The sequence below is a fragment of the Bifidobacterium scaligerum genome (assembly GCF_002802865.1).
Classification (GTDB): domain Bacteria; phylum Actinomycetota; class Actinomycetes; order Actinomycetales; family Bifidobacteriaceae; genus Bifidobacterium; species Bifidobacterium scaligerum.
Genome location: NZ_PGLQ01000003.1, coordinates 203,009 through 221,305, shown reverse-complemented (window position 1 = coordinate 221,305; position 18,297 = coordinate 203,009). Strand labels below are relative to the sequence as shown.

Sequence of the window (18,297 nt, the reverse complement as noted above, 5' to 3'; positions counted from 1 at the left end):
GTGAGCCGATGTTCTTCCTGCGCATGATTTTCCGCTCGTTCAGCCGTCAGCTGCGCCGCCGTCTGCTCATCGCGCTCACGGTATGCCTGTCGGCCACCGTATCCGTGGCCATGCTCGGCGTCGTGTTCGACGTGGGTGACAAGCTCAACGCCGAGCTGTCCACATACGGCTCGAACATCACCGTCCAGCCCAAGTCGGACGCCGTGGTGAACGATCTGTACTCCACCGCCGGCAACTCCACCGCCGATCCGACCGCATTCCTCAACGAATCGGACGCGGCCAAAATCAAGACCATCTTCTGGGCGTTCAACATCACCAACTTCGCGCCGCAGCTCAACCTGCACGCCGAAGCCACCAACGTGGACCCGGTTACGGAAGGCAACGGCTGGTCCGTGAGCCTGACCGACTACCCGACCCAAAAGAACGTGCCGGTGGTGGGTACATGGTTCAGCAAAACCCTGCATTTGGAAACCGGGGAGTCCACAGTCGCCGGCGTCAACGGCATGCGTTCGTGGTGGAAAGTCACCGGAAAATGGGCCAAGGACGATACGAACGAGGCCATGATCGGCACGGACCTCGCCAAATCGCTGGGTGTCAGGAACACCGGACACGACGATGAAGCCGCCGTACAGATCGGCGGCACGGTCACCTTGACCCGTGGAGACAAGTCCATGGACTTCAAGATCGTGGGCATCTACGACTCCGGTGACGACGAAAATTCGTCGATGTACGTCTCCTCCTCCAAACTGCAGGAACTGTCCGGACTGACGGACAAGATCGACAAGATCGAAGTTAAGGCCCTGACCACGCCGGAAAACGATCTGGCCCGTCGCGCGGCCAAGAATCCGGCCGCCCTGAGCCAGGAGGATTGGGAGACCTGGTACTGCACGGCATACGCCTCGTCCATCGCCTACCAGATCGAAGAAGTCATTCCGGGTGCCGTGGCCAAGCAGGTGCGTCAGGTCTCCGCCCTGCAGGGTGACGTGATGAACAAAACCCGTGCGGTGATGATTGTGATGACGGTTCTTTCGCTGGTCGCCGCCGCGATCGCCGTGGCCAATCTGATGGCCGCTTCGATCGGCGAACGATCCGCCGAACTGGCGCTGCTCAAGGCCATCGGTGCTACGGATGGTGCGGTGAGCCGACTGATGCTCGCCGAAACCGCCGTGATTTCGCTTGCCGGTGCGATCGTGGGCGCGGGCCTCGGCTCGGGTGTGGCGCAGATCGTGGGGCAGGTGGTGTTCGGTTCGGGCATCACGATGCGTCCGATGGTGTTCGTGCTCGTGTTCGTGCTGCTCACGCTGACCGTGCTGCTGGCATCGGTTTCTTCGATTCGTTCGATTCTTAAGCTTCGCCCTGCGGAGGTGCTTCATGGCCGCTGATATGACCAATCGCAAGATGTTCTGGGCGATGATTGTGGGCGCGGTGTTCCGCCGCCGTTCGCGCGCGATCATGGCCGTTATCGCCTCGATGGTCGGCGCGATGACGCTGTTCTGCCTGGCCGCCATTTCGATTGCCGTGCCGCAGCAGATGAACGAGGAACTGCGTTCGTACGGTGCCAATCTCATCGTCACCGCCACCGGTGGCATGTCGGACGAGACCGTGTCGACCATCGAATCGACCGTGACCGGCGTGGCCGACGCGAAGGCCGCCGCCTACCGGTACGAGTCGGTGCGCATCAACTCGGCCCCCTACGTTATGGCTGGCATTGACGTGAACGAGGTGCGCAACCTGAATCGCCACTGGAATGTGGACGGCTCCTGGCCGAGCGAAGGCCGCGTGCTGGTCGGCCGTGACGTGGCCGACGCGCTCGGCGTGAGCATCGGCTCGACCGTTACGATCGGCTATCGTGGCGAGGATTCCGGGCAGCCCAACGGCGACGTTGCCGGGGGAGCTGGGGCTTCGAGTGGTTCGGCGGCGAGCGGCTCTTCCGAAGATAAAGCCGCCGGCGAAACCGGGCAGCAGACCCGAGACGGCCGCGTCTCCACCGATATTCTCGACACCTCCGGCACCAAGTTCCAGGTCGCCGGCATTGTGGACACCGGTGGCTCCGAAGACGAAATCGTGTATGCGGTCGGTTCGGATCTGACCACGCTGGCCGGCAAGCGCGGGCCGGACGTCATCGAGTTCTCGTCCGAGGCCAGCGAGGACCAGCTGAGCGGTTTGGTGAGCAAGCTGAATAAGCAGGGCGCTGCGGCTTCGGCTGGCTCGACCGGCTCGACCGGCGCGGCGGATGCTGTCACCTATCAGGCGCAGCAGGTCACCAAAATGACCGCATCGAACCAGCGCATCATCACCATGCTCAAAACCCTGTTCTGGATCGTCTCGCTGGTGGTCCTCGTGCTGACGCTGGTGGGCGTTTCCACCACGATGGCCTCGATCGTCTCCCAGCGTCGCAACGAGATCGGCCTGAGGAAGGCGCTCGGTGCCTCGTCGCTGTCCGTGGCGGCGGAATTCTTCGTGGAATCCGCGCTCTACGGCCTGTTGGGCGGTCTGATCGGCATGGGGCTCGGCTATGCGCTGGCCCGTGTGCTGTGCGCCCAAGTGTTTGAACGCACGCTTGACTTTAGTTGGGCGCTCGGCGTGGCCTCGGTGCTGCTGTCCGTCGTGCTTGCCATCATCGCGTCGATTCCGCCGGTTCGACGCGCCACCCGTATCGATCCCGCCATCGTGCTGAGGGAGGAGTAACCCATGCAGCTTGAACTCGACCATATTTCCAAGATCTACGGCGATCTGCATGCCGTGGACGATCTGAGCCTCACCGTGCCGGAAGGGCAGTGGCTCGCCATCGTGGGTTCCTCCGGCTCCGGCAAAACCACGCTGATGAACATGATCGGCTGCATGGATACGCCGTCCAAAGGTTCGGTGACCCTTGAAGGCCGTCGCCTGGAGGACCTGAATGCAGCCCAGCTCGCCGACGTGCGTAAGAACATGATCGGTCTGGTGTTCCAGAAGTTCTATCTCGTACCGCATCTGACGGCTGTGGAGAACGTGATGGTCGCGCAGTACTACCATTCCGTCGTGGACGAGAAGGAAGCGCTGGCTGCACTCGACCGCGTGGGATTGAAGGAGCGCGCGCATCATCTGCCCGGACAGCTTTCGGGCGGCGAACAGCAGCGTGTATGCATCGCCCGTGCGCTGATCAACTGCCCGAAGCTGATTCTGGCCGATGAGCCCACCGGCAACTTGGATGAGAAAAACGAGAAGATCGTGCTCGATCTGTTCCGCCAGCTGCACGAGCAAGGCACCACGATTATCGTGGTCACGCATGACGCGCTGGTGGCAAGCTGCGCCCAGCGCGAGATCATGCTCAACCATGGCGTGCTCGTGGGAGAGAAGTGGAACGACGAGGAAGCGCGTAAGGCGTATGAGGCCGCCGGCGGACGTCCCGCATCCACCGGTTCCACCGCTGAAGGCGCACAGTCCGGAGACGTGCCGATCGGCTTCGACGATCCCACCAAGGCCGCCAAAACAGGTGGCGAGGAGTAAAACGGATCTCGGCCTATCGTGGTGACATGAGATTCGGGATCCAAGGAGAAGACATGACTGACACACAGGCATTGAAGAAATCCGCCACGCTTGCCGCCGCCGGTCTGGTGGTCGCCGGCGCGCTGCTGTCCGGCTGCGGGGAGCCCACCGCTACGCCGATGAACGACGAATACGCCGGCAATTCCGGCGAAACCGCCCAATCCCAAGAACAGCAGTCGGAGTCGGGCGGCTCATCCGGTTCTTCCTCTGACTCTTCGGACAAGGCGGATACGTCCAGCACGACGAGCGACAAGAAAGACACTGGCAACTATGCCGATGGCACCTACTCGGTCAATGGCCAGTACGGGCCGGTGGGCGAAGACACCATCGACGTTCATGTGACCGTCAAGGACCAGAACGTCGAAAACGTGGAGATCGTCGGCCACCCGTTCACCACCATCTCCAAGAACCATCAGGACGCCTTCGCCAAGGCCATCAACGGCGTAGTGGACGGCAAGCCTCTGAAAGACCTCAAGGTAGACAAGGTGGCCGGTGCCAGCTGGACCTCCGAAGCGTTCAACAAGGCCCTTGAAGTGGCTCGACAGGAAGCTTCCATTCAGGAATAGCGGTCTCCTAGTGATGCTTGTGATGCGGTAGGTGCCTTTTCTTGCTAGCCGGGAATCAGCCCATTGCAAACGAGAAAGCCGGTTGTCGGTAGGGTAGCGACAACCGGCTTTCCTCTATGCCAACAGGGCTGGCCACAGCAGGTCGGTCAGACGCTCCGGCCAAGAGCTGTCGGCGGTGGCCGACCGATTCTCAATGGCTTCGACAGCCACCAGCGAACCGAGAATAGTGGACAACAAGAGCCGCTCGTCAAGACCGCGCCGGAACAAACCCTGAGCCATGCCGGACTCCAGAAAATCGTGCAGCCGACTGAGCCATGGCGTAATGACCTGATCCACGATATGCCGGAAGAATTCCGCATCACTGGACAGCACGATGCCCACACTGTCTACGTCGATATCGTTGTCGGCCACCCAATCGAGGATGCAGCGCAGCATCTGTGCGAAATGCTCTTTGGTGGGGCTTAACGGCTCGATCATATCCCCGTCGGCCACATACATGGCGCGAATTCCGCGTATCAGCTCGTTGGCGTTGCGGTAACGGCGGTAGATGGTGGTTTTGGCCACGCCGGAGCGGCGGGCCACCTCCTCGATGGTCACGCCGCTGATGCCGCGCTCCACCGCCACCTGCAGCGTGGCCTTCATCAGCTTGCGGTCAGTCGCCACCCGTCGGCGCTCGCCGCGCGGCGAGGCGGACGATTTGTCGGATGCGGCGGCATCGGCACCGGCTGTATCGACAGCTGGGATGTCCTCGATTGTTGTTGTCATCATGCTTCTTCTCTCATTGTTGTGGGCTGCTGCTTTGGGCCGCTGTAGGCCGATGCAGGCCGTTGTAGGTTTCGGCGGTATATATGTGGGCAATGGGTGAAACCCCTCAGCTCAACACCTTTGTGCTTTCCACCTTGGCCACATACCACTGGTTGAAACGCACCAGCGGCTTCCTCAGCAGCAATCCCAGCAACAGCAGCGGCGGAATGAACGCCACCAGCCAGCCGGCGGCCTTCCAATAATCCAGGTTGTAGATGCCGGCGATGGCGGCGCGCATCATCGTCACTGAATGGGTCAACGGCAGCACCGGCGAAATCTTCGCGATGAAATCGGGCAGCATCTGCACCGGGTATGCGGCGTTCGCGCCCGTGATCTGCACGATCAGCATCAGCACACCAATCGCCTTGCCCACATTGCCGAAGCTCACCACCATCGTGTACATGAACAGCGAGAACAATAGCGCCGAAAGCCAGCCGGAAAGCATGAACAGCATCGGGTGCACGGCTTGCACGTCGAGGAACAGCAGATCGCCGCCCAGCGACACTGTGGCCTGTATCAGTGCGATCAATGCGAACACCCCGTAATGGCCGAGATACAGCTGGTGGGGTCTGGGATCTCCCAGTTCGCGTCGAATCCTGCGCGAAACCGTGGTCTTCAGGGTGACCACCATGAGCAGCGAGCCCACCCACAACGGAATCAGCGTATAGAACGGTGCCATCGAAGAGCCGAAGTTGGCCACCGGGAACACGGCCTTGCGCTTGAGTTGCACCGGTGCCGCCAGTGTGGCCGCCAACGTTTCAGGATCGGAACTGAGCAGATCCTTCACCATGCTCATATCTCCGGTGTTCAACGCCGCACCGAGCTTGGCGTTGAACGTGGACAGCTCCGTAGAGGCGCTGCGCAGTTTGGACGATACCTTGCTCAGTGTGGTGCGGGCGTCGGAGAGCATCGCGGAGGCGTCGGACGAGGAAGCCTTCAGCTCGTCCATCGAGGTCTTGAGCTGATCGGAATTGGAGCTGAGCAGCGTGGCGGCGTCCGAGACCGAAGCTGACAGCGATTCGATCTGCGGCTGGACATTGTTCGTGAAGTCCGACTGTATGCCGGTGATGCTGTCTTTGGCTTGGGTGGCCAGCTGCTTGACCTCGTCATGCTGCCCCTGCGCCTTCTGATTGCCGGTGCGTACATCGTTCGCCGCTGAGGTCAATGCGTTCTGCAACGCGGTTTGCCGCGCGATGGAGCGGTCCAGCATGCGTACGGTTAATGAATCCTCGCCCAGGATCGAAGCCATGGTGGTGCGGATCTCGTTGTAATACGAGATCTGTTCGCCTACATTCGCCGCCTGCGAATCCAGCTCGCTCGCCACGGAATTGGCTCCGGAATCGGCGTCGCTGTACAGCGAATCGATGGAGGTCGCCACGGCGTCGAAGCTGTCGGCGCTGCTGCTGAGCGCCTGATTCATCGTGGAGGTGGTGGTTTTCAGCGCTCCGGCCACCGAGTCCACGCCGCTTTTGGCACCGGACAGGTCTGTGTTCGCCCGTTTGGCCGAAACGGATGCCTGATCGATGAGACTGTTCGAGGTGTCCAGCAGGAGTTGGGCGGATTGGGTGAGCGAACCGTAGGCGCCGAGCATGTCGGCCGTGTCCGTCAGGCGGGTGGCGAAATCGGCGATGTTGCTGTTGAAACTGACCAGTTTGTCTTTCGCTTCGGGCTTCTCCAGCTGGTCGGCCAGCGAGGAGGCGATTTCCAACGCCGAAGAGGTGATGGTCTGGGCGAAGGTGGTGTTAATTTCGGCCGCCACTTCGTCCGCGCCCTCGTTGAGCAGGTTCGGTGCCAGCGCGTTCTTCTTCTCGTTGCGGTAATACGTGAGTTTGGCGTTATGGGCATCGTCAGAGAAGAAGGTCATCATGTCCTTGCTGAACGACTTCGGGATGACGATGGCCGCATAGTATTTGCCGGATTTCGCGCCTTCGATGGCGTCCGTCTTGGTGGTGATGGTCCAGTCGAGCTGACTGTTGGCGCGCAGGGCGTTGACCACCTGATCGCCCACGGTGATCTTGATCGGCACCAGATCGGATTTGTACCCGTCATCCACGTTCGCCACGGCGAACTTCAGGTTCTTCATGTTGGAGAACGGATCCCAACAGGCGGCCACGTTGAACCAGGTGAACAGGCCGGGAATCATCACCAATCCGATCACGATGATGATGGAGACCACATTGCTGGTGATGCGCTTGACGTCGCCGATGAACAGCTTCCAGATTGTTTTCATCGTGCGTGCTTGCCTTCCTTGGTGTCGAACAGACCGGTCATGAATCGTATGGTTGGGGTGTCGTCGGCGCTTGGGGCGTCAACGGTGGTGTCGGCGGCGACGGTGGCACCAGCGGCACCACCCGCACCACCGTCCGTGTTGTGGGCCGCAGTGTGGGTGCCGGCATGCGCAGCGGCGCCCCTGCGACCGTAGATCAGCGAGCGAATCGATTCGTCGGACAGATTGCCGAGCTCGGTCTGACGGCGGATCGAATCACGCATGAATTCCACGACCATCAGGAATCCGATGATGATCACCACCCAAGCCAGCCAGGTGGCCATGACCACGATCTTTTCACTGGTGGTCAGCGAGAAGACGATGATCAGCGCGGCGGGCACCACGAATCCGGCGATGAGCGCGCCGGTCAGCAACTGCGGATAGCGGCGCTGGAAGCTGGCGGCGCGACGTTCGATGCCACGGCGGTAGTCCTCATGGTTGGCCAGCGCGGCGATCGCCTGCGTGATGCGGTATTCGTTGCCCGGCAGATGCACCTGCTCGCCGATAATGATGTCGCTTTCCTCGATCTCGCGTGCGAACAATCGGTTGAGGTTCGCGAGACGCGGTCGGGCCACCAGTCCCAGCAGGAAGGCAAGCACCGCGAAGATCAGCAGCTTGCCGATGTAGTGGAACCAGTTGCCGTCGTAGAATCCGGCGATGGCCTCGCGCATCGCGTCGATCGAATAGGTGAACGGCAGCAGCGGGTAGATGACGCGGAAGAATCCGGGCATCATCTCGATCGGGTACAGGCCGGAGGCGCCCGGCACCTGCAGGATCACCAGCGCCACGCACAGGCCTTTGCCCACATGCATGAACGTGGTGGCCATCGCGAAAATGAATGCCATATACACCAGCGAAGTGATGATGCAGGTGAGCAGGAACACGGGGATGTTCACGCACTGCATACCCAGAATCAGGTTGCCGATGCCGGTGACCAGACCCTGTGTGGCGGCCAGCGTGGAAAGCAGCGCGAGACGTCCCAGATACCCTTGCGTGGGGGTGAGCCCCTCGATGCCTTCGTCATCGGTTTCGATTTTCGGAATCACCACCAGCACGAATGCGCCCACCCATAGTGCCAGCGCGGTGAACAGCGGTGCCATGCCGGAGCCGTATGAGCTCACCGGGTACAGCGTCTTCTCGCTGATCACGGTGGGGGAGAGCATGAAGTCGGAGATCTTGGCCGCATCCAGCTTGCCGTCTGTGTCCATCAGCGCGCTCAGGGTGCTGGATACGGAAAGGGCCTTGATGTCTGTGGACAGAGTGGCGAGTTTGTCTTGCACACTGGCCAACGCCTTGTCGGTGTCGGACAGCGCGGTTTTCGTGGAGGAGGCGGCTTCGTCGAGCTGGTTGAGCGCCTGCTTCGACTGGTCGATCAGCGAGGTTTGCGAAGTCAGGCCGTTCGACAACGCGTTAGCGGTGGAACTCAGCGTGCTCAAACCGTTGTTGAGTTGCGGCAGTGCTCCGGAAACCAGCGTTTTGCGGGCGTCGCCCACAGCGGTGATGGTGGTTTGCGTGGAACTGTTGAGGTTGTCGGCCAACCCCTGCGTATCGGTGGCTGCGCTGCCGATGGAGGTGTTGAGCGTGTTCAGGTTGGTCAGTGTGCTCGATAGTTGGCTGTTGCGATGCGAGAGCTTGGCGATGGCCGACTTCAGCGGCTCCTGATCGGCGTTCGGCAGGCTACCCAGCTGTGTGATGATTTCGGCGTTTGCGTCGTTGATGTCCATGGCGGTGCCGATGAGTCCGTTGACTCGCTGGTTGGCTGAGTTGATGGCTCCTGTCACCGTACCCACGCTTTGGTCGGCTTTGTTCACGGCTTGGCTGAGCAGGCTGGAGCCTTGGTCGATGGTGCCGGACGTGTTGGTGATGAAGCTGGTCACGCTGGTCTGTGTGGTGCCGATGAGCTGGGAGGTGCCGGACAGGCCCAGTGCCACGTCGATGCCGAGCTGGCGTGCTTCGTCAAGCGCCTGCCGTGCGGTGCGCGTTTTCGACGGGGTGTCGTCCAGTTTGTCGTTGAGCTTGCTGATGGCTTGGCGGGTGGATTGGATGTCGTCGGACGCTTCGTCCAGTGCGGCTACGGTTTTGGCTTTGGCCTGATCGGTACGTCCGATGACCTTGTCGCCGGTTTCGTTGATGACGTTCGTCAGTACTTTGGAAACGGTGGAAACGAACGTGGAGTTGACTGTGCGGTCCAGCGTGGAGGCGCCAACGTCGGTGACTTTCGGGGCTACGGCGTTGGCTTTTTCGTTGACGTAGTACTCCAGTGTGGGACGGTCCTCGCCGCCGGTCACGACGCCGGCGAGGTTGTCGGAGAAGTCTTTCGGGATGATGATGGCGGCGTATGCCTCGCCGGATTTCACCATATCCATCGCTTCGTCTTGATCGACGAAGGTCCAGCCCAGCTGGGTGTTCTGCTTCATCTGGTCGACGATCTGATTGCCGAGGTTCTGCTTGCCGATCAGTTCGTTGTCGGTGCCGGTGTCGTTGTTGGCGATAGCCACGGTGATGCCGCCGGTATTGCCGTACGGGTTCCAGAAGCCCACGATGTTGTACCACGAGTACAGCGGTGGGATGAATACCATGCCGAAGAGAATCACCCAGGCGGTCGGCACCCTGAACAGGCGCAGGAAGTCGCGCTTGAGGACCTTTGCGATGTTGCGCACTCAATACCCCCGATTGGCTGGTTTACAAAAAGCTACGTTCTCCGTAGCGCTACGTTTAGCGTAGCGCTACGGAGAACGTAGCGTAATACCTTGTTGGGAGATGAGTGGTGCAATGGTGCGCCGCTGGACGTGTTGTCTAGTTTTGGTGCTTCGTTACGCTCAGCTGGCGATAGTGCCGGAGGCGTTCTGCTGACTGGAGGAGTCGGCGGAGCCGGAGGTGCTACCGGAGCTGGAGCCGGAGTTGCCGGAATTGGAGCCGGAGGAATCGCCATCGGATTCCTGATTGTCGGAACCGGGCAGGCTTGGCGCCCCGCCGTTCTGGCTGTTGCCGCCTTGGCCGCCGCCCATGCCGCCTTGGCCGCTCTGCCCGCCCTGGCTGGAGCCGCCGGGCATCTGCATCTGCTGCTGGCTGGATGAACCGCCGTTGCCGGCGATGGCTCCATACAGCACGCCGCCGCCGAGGCCTCCCACCAGGCCGCAGGCCAAGCTGATGCCTACCAGCAGTGCAATCGCCTTACCGGAGAAGGTGCGTGCCGCCGCTTCCGGGCCGTGCGGTGCGTCTGGGATGTGTGAGGTGCCGAATGCCGCATTGTGTGCAGGTGGCACAGGGGTGGCCGGCCCCGTCGGCGCGGTCCATGCCGGGTTGCCTGTGTTTGCGTTCTGACCGGTGTAGCCATTGCTGGTCTGCGTGTAACCGTTCTGTGTGGTGGAAGCGAAGGCGGTTTCAGCGTTGGCGCCCGTCGTCGGCAGTGCGGTGGTGGCCGCCTCGCTGGCTTTCTGCTGATCGGTGGTCGGCTGCGGGAAGACATTGGTGGTGTCGTTGTTGCTCATGATCGGTCCTTTCGAAAAGTCGTGAATCCGTGGGATGGAATCGAAGTGTTGTGGTTGTAAATAGGGAAAGCAGATGATTCGTCGCGGTCCTACATGCTCCACGTGGTGGAGGTGCCGAACTGCGTATCGAAATCGGAGCGATCGATGAGATCGTCGCTGAGCGTGATGTCATCGCCGGTGGCCGAATCGGGCAGTGACGTACCGTAATCACCGGTAACGGTCACGGTGACGGACCCGGTGCCCTTGACGACGGTTGTGCCGCCGGCCACGATGGTCACGGTGTTGCCGTCGGCGTCAACCACCTTGCCGCCGGACGCGACGTTCAGCGCAGACACGGTCGTATCTTCGCTGACCACCCACGTTGAAGTGCCGTCGACGTTCACCGTGATCGGCGCATCGGTGGTGGACGAATCAGTGGCGTTCGCGTTCTTGGTGATCGACGCGCTGCCGGTCCAAGTCGAGCCTTCCAGCAGGTTCAGCGTGACGGACGAGATCGTATCGGCGCTTACCGTACCGGTCAGCGTCTGGTTGCGGCCGGTGAATACGACGGTCGCGCCGTTGGAGCCAGCCGAGCCCCAGTTGTTCGAGTCGTTGCCGGCGGCCGTGATCAGCGCCGCCTTGGATGAGTCGAAATCAAGCGTGGTGTTCGACAGGACCACGTCCGCGGTGGTGTTCGTGAAGTAGAACATCGAACCGGACTGGATGGAGGACTTCAGTGTGGAGTCGGCGGCCTGGAAGGTCGCGTGTTCGCCGGTTGTGGATTCGGCGTCGCCTGAAGTGGACTGGTAGATAATCACACCGTTGGCGATCGGGTCGCTGGCCGTTTTGTCGGTGATGGTGCTGGTCAGCTCCGAATCCTTGATCAGGATGGTGTTCAGACCCTCCATGCCGGCGATCTGCGAGCCGGTGGCGGTGCCGGTGACGCCGGAAACCTGCACGTTGCCGGTCGAATACAACAGCGGTGAGCCGGAGCCGGCGGTGGCGAGCTGGGAATCGGTGACGGAGATCGAGCCGCCGCCGCGATCGGTGGCGATGGTGGCCGAATGGTCGCCCTTGGTGGAGGCGTTGACGGCGCTCGCCAGAATCGTGCCGCCATAGGTGGCGTCAAGGCCGCGTGAATTGTCGGCCGTGGTGTTGATGGTCACGTTGTTGGCCAGCACGGTGCCTGAATCGGTGGCAAAAATAGCGTTCGAGCCGGAGCTGGAGGCGCTGAGCGAGGAATCGGAGATGATGGTTTTCGATTCCTCGCCGACCGTAAGCGCCACGGAGTTGGTGCCGTAGAAGTTGTTGTTGTCGGCGTTGTCCGAGTCACCGGATTTGTTCAACGTGCCGTTGGTGATGGTCAGCGTGCCGCCGTTCTGTGCCAATGCCACATTCTGGTCGGATTTGCTGGCTTCGGTGGTTTCTCCGTCGGAAGTGACCTCTTTGCCGTCGGCGGTGAGCGCGCCGGAGTAAGTGCCGGTGTAGTCGTAGCTCATGGTGTCGGCACCGCCGCCTCCCGGCTGACCTTGCACGGTGGCGTTGTTGACGTTGGAGCTGGAGCCCCAGCCGAGCGTGCCGGCGAGCGCCGCTCCGGCCATGCCGTAGCCGAATCCGGTGATCAGGGAGATCGCTGCCGCTGCCGCTGCTGCCTTGCCCAGTGGCAGTTGCGCGAACCGACGGGCTGTGGCCGAGCGGTCGTTACGGTCTGCCAGGTGATCGGCGTTCTTGACGGTATGCGGGCCGCGTGCGGACGTCCGCCGCTTGCCGGACGAAATCGCATTGGTCATGATTGTTTCCTTTCATTATTGCGTCAACAGCTTTCCGCGCTTGCGGTGGAATTGTGTTGCGCTGTGATGATTCAAGTACACCGCCGCTTGCGTAACGTTGCCTTTAGCCAGGCGAAAGGACGGCTGTAATCTGCGGCAAGGGTTTCTGAGTGGTTCTTGGACGTTTCCTGAAAGCGCTGCGGCGCTCGGACAGTGCCGATAATGCTATAAAGAAAGACATGCCGAACCGGCTGTGACGTGAGGAAGGTGAGCCATGAGGAAAGCGCAATCGATGGAATCGGCTGTCGCGGCGGACCTGGCTGCTGCCGAACTGGACGATACCCAATCGGACGTGGATGCGCAGCGTCTTCCGATACTGGCGCGCGTCTACGGCGTGCTGGTCGTACTCGACGGCATATCCACGCTACCCATTCTGGTGCTCTCCTGCATCTATGCGGTCCGTGAGATCGCGGCCGGCCGTGTACATGTGGATGCGCTGAGCCTGACATTCATGCTTACGGCGCTTCATGCGGTGGTGCTGATCGTCAACGCTGTCTGCTTGACGATTTTCGGCGTTCTGCTGCTACGCAACCGACGTCGATATGCCGCGCGCTGGGCGTACGTGCTCATGCCGCTCACTCTGGCCGACGGTATGCTGTCGTTGGCGTTGGAAGGACTGAGCTGGAACATTCTTCTGCCCGGCATCCAGATGATCATCCTTATCGTGATTTCGGTCACCGCGGATCCGGCGCTGCGTGAAGAACGCCGACTGCAATGGGCGTTGCGCAGAATGGACGAACGCGACGATTATGAATCCGCGCTGGCCGCCGGCATGCTCGGGCGCGACCAGAGCGGCAAAGGCTATATCGCGTTGGACTTCTTCAATATTTTCTGGCTGTTCACCATCGCATCAGTGGGCGGTCTCATCATCGAGACCATCTACCATTTCGCGCTGTACCACGGTGAGCTACAGGACCGTGCGGGATTGTTGTGGGGGCCGTTCTCGCCGATCTACGGTTGCGGTGCCGTGCTGGTGACCGTATGCCTGAACCGATTGTGGAAATCGAATCCGTTCCTGATCTTCTGCGCCTCAGCGGTGATCGGCGGCGCATTCGAATACGTCACGAGCTGGTTCATGGAAGTGGCGTTCGGCATCACCGCATGGGATTACACCGGCCAGTGGCTGTCTATCGACGGGCGCACGTCCGGCAAGTACATGTTCTTCTGGGGGCTCATCGGCGTGGTATGGGTGAGGTTCCTGCTGCCACGCATGCTCGCGCTTATCAATCGGATTCCGTGGAAAGTACGGTATTCGCTGACCGCAGCATGTGCCGTGCTCATGGTGGTTGACATTGTCTTCACACTGATGGCGCTGGACTGCTGGTACGGGCGCATGGCCGGACAAATACCGGATTCGCCGGTGGCCATGTGGTTCGCCGAGCACTTCGGCGACTCGACCATGGCCGATCGGTTCCAGACCATGACTATCGACCCGTCCAAGGCCGGCCGCATGTAGTTTCTATTGGCTCTGTCGTAGCCTGATTCCGATAACCTCAGCAAGGAACGGAACGTCGGGGTGCGGCGTATGCGATGCCCGACCGTAAGCAGCGCAGGTGCATGCTACGCTTTGCGAGCATGCACCGAAGCGAGGCCGAGCGGCCTTGAGCGTGTCGGGCGTCGCATACGCCGCACCCCGACGGCAACAGCGAATCGGCCGGCGATCACAGTCCGCTGCGCAGATCGCCAGTCGGCGATCACAGCTCGCTGTACGGATCGCCAGCCGACGATTACAGTCCGTACTGTTCGTGTGCGAACTTTTCGAGCGCCGGAATCGAGCGCTTGACCTTCTCCGTGTCGATGCAGTACGCCATACGGAAGTATCCGGGAACGCCGAAGCTTTCGGACGGCACCAGAATCAGGTCGTATTCCTTCGCCTTGAGGCAGAACGCGGTCGCGTCCTCCTCCAAGGCCTTCGGGAAGATGTAGAACGTGCCGCCGGGGCGTACCACGTCGAATCCGATGGACGTGAGGGCGTCGTACAGCAGGTTCATGTTCGTCTCGTAAACGGAGAGGTCGCTGGTCTCATCAAGTACCTTCGCTACGCCCAGTTGAATCGAGCTCGGCGGGCAGTTGTGTCCGGTGCCGCGGGAAATCTGCCCCATGATCGGCTCCAGCAGATCGGCGTCGGTGGCCGCCGGATTCACCGCCACGTAGCCGATGCGCTCGCCGGGCAGGGACAGCGACTTCGACCATGAGTAGCAGGTGAGCGTATTCGCGTAGAAGTTCGCCGGATATGGCTGAGTGTTGCCGTCGAAGACGATTTCGCGGTATGGTTCGTCGCTGATCAGGAAGATGTCATGACCGTATTCGGTCTGCTTGGCGGTGAGCAGGGCGGCAAGTTTGGTCAGCGTCTCGGCCGAGTAGACGGCACCGGAGGGGTTGTTCGGCGTATTGATCAGCACGGCCTGCACGTTCGGGTTGAGCGCCGCTTCAAATGCCTCGAAGTTGATCTGGAAGTTCGCCGTGTCCGCGGGAATCACGGTCAGATGCGCGCCTGTGCCGTTCACGTACGGCATGTACTCAGGGAAGAAGGGGGCAAAGGTGATGATTTCGTCGCCCGGCTTGGTCACTGCGCGCATCGCGTGGGCCAGTGCGCCGGCGGCACCCGTGGTCGGGAAGATGTGGTTGCCGGTGTAGGCGGTGCCGAATCGACGATTGAGCGAATCGGCGATGGCCTCCTTGACCGACGGGATGCCAAGCGAGGGGGAGTAGCCGTGGATGGCGACCGGATCGCCGTTCGTATACAGGTCGACCATGGTTCTGGCGAAGTCGGGCGGGGCCGGCACGCTCGGATTGCCGAGGGAATAGTCGAACACATTGTCGTAGCCGATTTCCTTGCCTCGGGCGGTGGCGTATTCGCTCAATTCGCGGATGACGGACTTGCCGCCCAGCATCGCCTTATATGCCTCATTGATCATGAAAGACTCCTTGCCGTTCGTTCGACACCGATATCTCCCTATTCAACCACCTCAGCTGCGGGTTGCGGCAGCGGATATCCAAGGGGCGATTCGTCGGCAGCCGTTCAGCGGTCGGTCAGCTGTCGGCGTAAGACGAGTCTCGCATGCCGTCAACGTGGACGATAGACTGGCAGTGTTTGAACGATGAGCTTCACAGAAAGGCAAGGCAAATGGCCGAAGCTACTGCAAATATCGGCGTAATCGGACTGGCGGCGATGGGCTCCAACCTGGCGCGCAACCTGGCGCACCACGGCAACACGGTGGCCCTGTTCAACCGTCACTACTCCCGCACCGAGAAGCTGATTGCCGAGCACGGCACTGAGGGCAACTTCGTGCCGGCCCAGACGCTGGAAGAGTTCGCGGCTTCCCTGAAGCGCCCGCGCACCGCCATCATTATGGTCAAGGCCGGTGCTCCGACCGACGCTGTGATCGAGCAGCTCGAAGAGGTGTTCGAGCCGGGCGACATTATTGTGGACGGTGGCAACTCCTTCTTCAAGGACACCATCAAGCGTGAGAAGGAAGTGCGTGCCAAGGGCTTCCACTTCGTGGGCTGCGGTGTGTCCGGTGGCGAGGAAGGCGCGCTGAATGGTCCGTCTCTGATGCCCGGCGGCACTGCGGAATCTTGGAAGACCCTCGGTCCGATTCTCGAATCCATCGCCGCCAAGGTGAACGGCGAGCCGTGCGTGACCCACATTGGCACCGATGGTGCCGGCCACTTCGTCAAGATGGTGCACAACGGCATCGAGTATGCTGATATGCAGGTGATTGGTGAGGCGTACGACATTCTGCGCCGCGGCCTGGGCATGGACGCCGAGGAGATCGGCGACGTGTTCGAGGAGTGGAACAAGGGCGACCTTGACTCCTACCTGATTGAGATCACCGCCGAGATTCTGCACCACAAGGACGCCGAGACCGGCAAGCCGTTCGTGGACGTGGTCGTCGATCACGCCGGTATGAAGGGTACCGGCACTTGGACCGTGCAGACTGGTCTGGAGTTCGGCTCCCCGGTGGCCTCCATTGGTGAAGCTGTGTTCGCTCGCGCACTGTCTTCTCATGGTGAGCTGCGTGAAGCCGCTCAGCAGGAAGGTCTGGCTGGTCCGAACAAGACCATCGATCTGGCCGGTGAGGATCGCGCAGCGTTCGTCGAGGACGTGCGCAAGGCGCTGTTCGCTTCCAAGGTGGTTGCCTACGCTCAGGGCCTGAACGAGATTCAGGATGGAGCCAAGGAATATGGTTGGGATATCAACCTGTCCGAGGTAGCCCGCATTTGGCGCGGCGGTTGCATTATTCGTGCCCAGTTCCTGCTCGACCGCATCACCGAGGCCTTCAAGGGCGATAACCCGCCAGCATCCCTGCTGTTCGACCCGTATTTCGAGAAGATCATCGGCGAGTCCCAGGATGCATGGCGTCGTGTGATCGTTCGCGCCGTGGAAGCTGGCATTCCGACCCCGGTGTTCTCCAGCTCTCTGGCCTACTACGACGGTCTGCGCTCCAAGCGTCTGCCCACCGCCCTGACCCAGTCCCAGCGCGACCTCTTCGGCGCCCACACCTACGGCCGCGTAGACAAGCCCGGCGTGTTCCACACGTTGTGGGCTGAAGAAGGCAAGCCTGAGATTGAGGAGTAAAACTCCTCAATCTCAGGCTTAGGAGAGCCCGGTGGGCTCTCCGGCCTTCTTCAGTGCGAGGCGGCTATGCCGCCGAGCCAACACTGAGTCTCGCTCGTAGAGCGAGTCCGTAATTGCAGGGGCCGAAGGCGAGCCGGGTCAGCCCGGTGGGCTCGCCTAAACCTTCTTCAGTGCATCCGAAATCCTTTGTATGTCCGCGCATTTCTAGATACCCGCGCGCACATACAAAGGATTTGGGCCCCAAAAACATTCGTATGTGCGCGCGGGTCTGGTTTTTCACGCGCACATACAAAGGCAAAGTAGCCCTTCCCCAAACAACACGGCAACGAGTGCGAGCACTACAGCTTAACTATTGTCTCCTCGGTGGTGAACCAGACGAATTCTTCAGTGCCGCCGGCGTAGGAGGACGGATACTCCGGATCGCCGGTCAAACCGCTGCCGTCGGTCGATGTGGCGAACACGTGTGCCAGCGAATCGGCCTTACCTGCCCCGGCCGCGAAGAACCACGTATGGCAGGATCGGGCGATCAGCGGCGCGGTCAGCGAAATGCGCAACGGCGGCATCTTGGGGGAGTGGCTCACGCCCACAGTCAGGCGGTCGGTCACAGACACTTCGTGATGGCCTGAGGAGGCCGGGAACAGCGAGGCGTAGTGGCCATCTGGTCCCATGCCCAGAATCATCAAGTCAAATACCGGCTCCGCACTCATCTCGCGGGTCAGCTCATCGGCATAGCGGTGGGCGGCGGCGTCCAGCAGCGCGGCATTGTCAGCGTCGGCGGCAGCTCGTACGTCGGCATCCGTGCTTTCCGTATTCGCCATCACTGTGGCGATTTCCTCGGCGGAGCGGGTATCGGCGGGCATCTCATGGATGTTCGATTCCGGCATCCTGCCGTCTGCCACCAGCTGGTCGAGCAGCAGGCGGCGTGCTTCCAAGGCATTGCGATCGGTGTCATAAGCCGGCACAAACCGTTCGTCGCTGAACCAGAAGTGCACGCGACTCCAATCAATGGAGGCACTCAGCGGGTCGGCAAGCACCAAACCCAGCGGCTGTGCGGCCGAACCGCCGGAAAGCGCCACGTCGACGCGATCGCGACGGTTGCCATCTGCTTGACGCTCGTTCAGCGCGTCGAGCAGCGCCAAAACCAGACGCTGCGCGCCGGCACGAATCATCAAATCTTTATCAGGGTAAACAATCAGTGTGCGATTTGCCATAGCAATATCCTTGGTTTGTGGCGTCGATTTCATCCGATTGC

Annotated in this window: 12 protein-coding genes and 1 pseudogene; 6 read left to right on the top strand and 7 right to left on the bottom strand. The window is 61.1% G+C overall.

What is annotated here, in order from left to right; translation table 11 throughout:
• Positions 1-8 precede the first annotated feature (8 nt).
• From CUU80_RS06775 to CUU80_RS06760, 4 genes are read left to right on the top strand one after another with little or no spacing between them, the layout of a single operon-like run.
• A complete protein-coding gene (locus CUU80_RS06775) occupies positions 9-1,382 on the top strand; it encodes an ABC transporter permease (protein WP_100496551.1) in 1,374 nt (457 codons plus the stop codon).
• 1 nt (position 1,383) lies between these two features.
• Entirely contained in the window at positions 1,384-2,688 is a 1,305-nt protein-coding gene (locus CUU80_RS06770; RefSeq protein ID WP_100496612.1) for an ABC transporter permease, read from the top strand.
• A gap of 3 nt (positions 2,689-2,691) precedes the next feature.
• Positions 2,692-3,489: an ABC transporter ATP-binding protein gene (locus CUU80_RS06765; RefSeq protein WP_100496550.1), complete on the top strand. Its 798-nt coding sequence runs from the start codon at positions 2,692-2,694 to the stop codon at positions 3,487-3,489.
• 53 nt (positions 3,490-3,542) lie between these two features.
• A complete protein-coding gene (locus CUU80_RS06760) occupies positions 3,543-4,094 on the top strand; it encodes an FMN-binding protein (protein ID WP_100496549.1) in 552 nt (183 codons plus the stop codon).
• 114 nt (positions 4,095-4,208) lie between these two features.
• Here the strand turns inward: CUU80_RS06760 and CUU80_RS06755 are convergent, their stop codons facing one another.
• The 5 genes and pseudogenes from CUU80_RS06755 to CUU80_RS06735 all read right to left on the bottom strand — a co-directional run bounded on the left by CUU80_RS06755 (position 4,209) and on the right by CUU80_RS06735 (position 12,424).
• Positions 4,209-4,736 carry a TetR/AcrR family transcriptional regulator gene (locus tag CUU80_RS06755; protein ID WP_100496611.1) on the bottom strand — a complete coding sequence of 176 codons (528 nt, stop codon included), beginning with the start codon at positions 4,734-4,736 and terminating at the stop codon, positions 4,209-4,211.
• 229 nt (positions 4,737-4,965) lie between these two features.
• Complete coding sequence (locus CUU80_RS06750; protein ID WP_100496548.1) at positions 4,966-7,128, bottom strand: YhgE/Pip domain-containing protein; 2,163 nt, start codon at positions 7,126-7,128, stop codon at positions 4,966-4,968.
• A 184-nt stretch (positions 7,129-7,312) separates the two neighbouring features.
• Positions 7,313-9,824: pseudogene (locus tag CUU80_RS06745) on the bottom strand (YhgE/Pip family protein); the annotation flags it as partial.
• Between the two features lie 159 nt (positions 9,825-9,983).
• Positions 9,984-10,655 (bottom strand): hypothetical protein, encoded by a 672-nt coding sequence (locus tag CUU80_RS06740; RefSeq protein ID WP_100496547.1) that lies wholly within the window; start codon positions 10,653-10,655, stop codon positions 9,984-9,986.
• Between the two features lie 89 nt (positions 10,656-10,744).
• A complete protein-coding gene (locus tag CUU80_RS06735; RefSeq protein WP_243388680.1) occupies positions 10,745-12,424 on the bottom strand; it encodes a beta strand repeat-containing protein in 1,680 nt (559 codons plus the stop codon).
• A gap of 253 nt (positions 12,425-12,677) precedes the next feature.
• On the opposite strand from CUU80_RS06735, the gene CUU80_RS06730 reads away from it, so the two are divergent.
• A complete protein-coding gene (locus CUU80_RS06730) occupies positions 12,678-13,919 on the top strand; it encodes a putative ABC transporter permease (RefSeq protein WP_100496546.1) in 1,242 nt (413 codons plus the stop codon).
• Between the two features lie 271 nt (positions 13,920-14,190).
• On the opposite strand, the gene CUU80_RS06725 is transcribed toward CUU80_RS06730, so the two are convergent.
• Positions 14,191-15,381, bottom strand: coding sequence for a pyridoxal phosphate-dependent aminotransferase (locus tag CUU80_RS06725; protein ID WP_100496545.1), 1,191 nt, complete (start codon positions 15,379-15,381; stop codon positions 14,191-14,193).
• A 209-nt stretch (positions 15,382-15,590) separates the two neighbouring features.
• On the opposite strand from CUU80_RS06725, the gene gnd reads away from it, so the two are divergent.
• Complete coding sequence (gene gnd, locus CUU80_RS06720; protein WP_100496544.1) at positions 15,591-17,045, top strand: NADP-dependent phosphogluconate dehydrogenase; 1,455 nt, start codon at positions 15,591-15,593, stop codon at positions 17,043-17,045.
• A gap of 338 nt (positions 17,046-17,383) precedes the next feature.
• On the opposite strand, the gene CUU80_RS06715 is transcribed toward gnd, so the two are convergent.
• Complete coding sequence (locus CUU80_RS06715; RefSeq protein WP_100496543.1) at positions 17,384-18,256, bottom strand: 6-phosphogluconolactonase; 873 nt, start codon at positions 18,254-18,256, stop codon at positions 17,384-17,386.
• Positions 18,257-18,297 lie beyond the last annotated feature (41 nt).